The following is a 3186-nucleotide window of genomic DNA, read 5'->3' as shown; positions in this document are numbered from 1 at the left end:
GCCCATATTAATATCGATCCCTTTAAATCCTAGCTCTGCCATGCCAATACTCATTTGACGGAAATATTCGGGATTATCCCCCCAAATATGTGCCACCATTGGCTGTTCATCTTCTGTAAAAGTCAAACGACCACGTACACTTTTCATGCCATCTGGATGACAATAGCTATCCGAGTTTGTAAACTCTGTAAAAAACACATCCGGTCGACCTGCTTTACTTACTACGTGACGAAAAACTACATCAGTCACATCTTCCATTGGTGCTAGTACAAAAAATGGTCGTGGTAAATCACGCCAAAAATTATCTATCATTTCAAACTCAAATCCTCTCACTATGGATACAACCTCAAACTCTCGGTCAAAAAATATAAATCCAAATGTTCCAATTCTTACACTTATATCATGCATAAATAATAATTTATTATCAAGCATATGTACATTTGAACATTTATAATTTGGAAAAACTACCTGCGTAAATCGACAATGTTCATTTTACCGAAAATCGGTGATGAATGGTATTTTTATAAACAAATCCTCTTAGTTTATATTGCCTTTTCAATGTTTTCTACATTTAAGGTAATATAGCTGATTCTCCAGCTGATGTCATCTTGTAGTCATTTACGAAGAGATTCTTAAGTGATTAGCTCAATAAAGAAAAGGCAGACTTCAATTTAACCCCAAAATCGAAATACATTTTGCACAAAAAATAACTTCAAGATAGAAATTCTATTCTAAATCTAGTAAAATATCCACATGTGACATTAGATAAGGGGTTAAAAAATGAGCGTATTAAATGTACAAAATTTAAGTCACGGTTTCGGTGATCGTGCAATTTTTAATAATGTGTCTTTTCGACTTTTAAAAGGAGAGCACGTTGGACTAGTTGGGGCAAATGGTGAAGGTAAGTCTACTTTCATGAATATTGTTACAGGAAAGCTACAACCCGACGAGGGAAAAGTGGAGTGGTCTCGAAAGGTTCGTGTTGGTTATTTAGATCAGCATGCAGTACTTCAAAAAGGTACTACGATGCGTGAAGCTTTGAGTACTGCTTTTCAATATCTATTTGATGCTGAAGCAGAGATCAATGAACTTTATGCAAAAATGGGTGATGAAGGTGCTGATATCGATGCACTGCTTGCCGAAGTTGGAGAGCTACAAGAAACTCTAGATAGTAATGATTTCTATCAAATTAATTCAAAAGTTGAAGAAGTTGCTCGTGGTCTAGGATTAGACGATGTTGGACTCGATCGAGATGTGGATGATCTTAGCGGTGGACAACGTACGAAAGTTTTGCTAGCTAAGCTTTTGCTAGAAAAGCCTGAAATCCTATTACTAGACGAGCCTACGAACTATTTGGATGAACAGCATATCGAATGGTTGAAGCGCTATTTACAGGAATATGAAAATGCATTTATCTTGATTTCACATGATATTCCATTCTTGAACAATGTTGTTAACTTGATCTATCACATGGAAAACCAAGAGTTAAATCGCTATGCTGGTGACTATGATAACTTCTTAAAAATTCATGAAATGAAGAAGCAACAACTAGAGTCTGCTTACAAACGTCAACAACAAGAAATTGCTGAATTGAAAGATTTCGTTGCTCGTAACAAGGCAAGTGTTGCGACTCGTAATATGGCGATGTCTCGTCAGAAGAAGCTCGACAAAATGGAAGTTATTGAATTAGGAAAAGAGAAGCCGAAACCAGAGTTTAATTTCAAAGAAGCTCGTGCATCTAGTCGTTGGATTTTCGAGGCTGAAGATTTGGTTATTGGTTACAATGAGCCACTATCTCGCCCTCTGAATTTAAAAATGGAGCGCGGGCAAAAAATTGCTTTCGTTGGTGCAAACGGTATTGGTAAGTCTACTCTACTAAAAAGTATTCTCGGGTTGATTACTCCGATTTCGGGTAAAGTGGAACGCGGGGAGTATCAATACATCGGGTACTTTGAACAGGAAGTTAAACAGTCCAACTACAATACTTGTATTGAAGAGATTTGGAACACGTTCCCAGGTATGAATCAGGCTGAAGTCCGTGCTGCTCTTGCAAAATGTGGATTAACGACGAAGCATATTGAAAGTAAAATCGAAGTTCTATCTGGTGGAGAAAAAGCCAAAGTTCGTTTGTGTAAAATTATAAACACTGAGACGAATTTATTAATATTAGATGAACCTACCAATCACTTGGATGTCGAAGCAAAAGAAGAATTGAAGCGTGCTTTAAAGGCATATCGTGGAAGCATATTGATGGTATCCCACGAACCTGACTTCTATCGTGAAATTGCAACCGATATTTGGAATTGTGAGGATTGGACTACAAAAGTGTTTTAAATAAATATTATAGGGTACCCAGTGAGAAAAATTTTACTGAGGTACCCTTTTCTGTCTATTTCAATATTAATTAGAAACGAAAATAATCAGGTACCTCTCGTGGAAAAGCATTTGATTTTGTCCATGAAGGGTACCTGATACTTTTTCCTGTAGCTCCGTTTTTTATTGCTTCAATAACGTATTCATGTCCATCTTTTATCCTTATAATGGGAATATACAAATTTCCATTTTTAACAGTTCTAGATTCAATTGATACGCCTTCGATATCTATATTTTCAAAATGTGAATCTAAGCCAACACCTTTAACCATCTCTTTGATAACCTTTAGGCTTCGTTTTATCAATAAAACTCCTCCATTTAATAAACAACTAATTTAAACCATTATTTTTTAATTCTTTGTTTATAGGTATTATACCTATCTTAAAATCCCTAATCCTTAAGGAAGATTTCTAGCAATCATACCACTCGATAGGATGTACTCCGCCACTATCTTCCCCCATTTGTTCAAAATCACGAGCAAGAAGTACGGCAATCATTATATCTTCCTCCAATAAAAAGCCAACATACTTAACTATGCTGCAGTTAAAATGATTAGATTCCTATTCACCCTATTTACTGTACTGAGAAAGATGAGAAATTTGATTATAGTTTTCTATCTGCCATTTTTTTTGATCGAATTGAATGTTACTAATACAAGCGTTTACTAATTTTGTTTTCCCAGAACCTATCTCTCCATTTGAAAGGTTGCCTAATATAGCATTTATGACGGCCCCGTGGGCTACAAGTAATATTTTACATCCCCAATAATTCTTATTTAGTATTTGTACACCAGCCATTACACGATTTGATAGC

4 protein-coding genes are annotated in these 3186 nt (G+C 35.8%); 1 reads left to right on the top strand and 3 read right to left on the bottom strand.

Annotated features, from left to right (window positions below; genetic code table 11):
* Positions 1–312 (bottom strand): tRNA-dihydrouridine synthase (locus DBX25_RS21040; RefSeq protein ID WP_240620133.1); only part of this gene is annotated, 312 nt, incomplete at its 3' end.
* A gap of 468 nt (positions 313–780) precedes the next feature.
* Here DBX25_RS21040 and DBX25_RS01760 point away from each other — a divergent pair.
* Complete coding sequence (locus DBX25_RS01760) at positions 781–2334, top strand: ABC-F family ATP-binding cassette domain-containing protein (protein WP_108669068.1); 1554 nt, start codon at positions 781–783, stop codon at positions 2332–2334.
* Positions 2335–2404: 70 nt separating this feature from the next.
* On the opposite strand, the gene DBX25_RS01755 is transcribed toward DBX25_RS01760, so the two are convergent.
* Together DBX25_RS01755 and DBX25_RS21035 are read right to left on the bottom strand one after the other, a co-directional pair.
* A complete protein-coding gene (locus tag DBX25_RS01755; RefSeq protein WP_108669067.1) occupies positions 2405–2677 on the bottom strand; it encodes a hypothetical protein in 273 nt (90 codons plus the stop codon).
* A 265-nt stretch (positions 2678–2942) separates the two neighbouring features.
* Positions 2943–3186, bottom strand: a 244-nt coding sequence (locus DBX25_RS21035) for a histidine phosphatase family protein (protein ID WP_240620113.1), incomplete at its 5' end; no start/stop codon positions are given.

The sequence above is a fragment of the Peribacillus acanthi genome (assembly GCF_003073175.1).
GTDB lineage: Bacteria > Bacillota > Bacilli > Bacillales > DSM-1321 > Bacillus_BN > Bacillus_BN acanthi.
The sequence above is the reverse complement of the archived record's forward strand: the minus strand, read 5'-3'. Positions and strand labels throughout refer to the sequence as shown.

Bases quoted from the DNA above. Each gene is read 5' to 3' on its own strand.
- DBX25_RS01760 (WP_108669068.1), top strand. From the start codon at position 781: ATGAGCGTATTAAATGTACAAAATTTAAGTCACGGTTTCGGTGATCGT.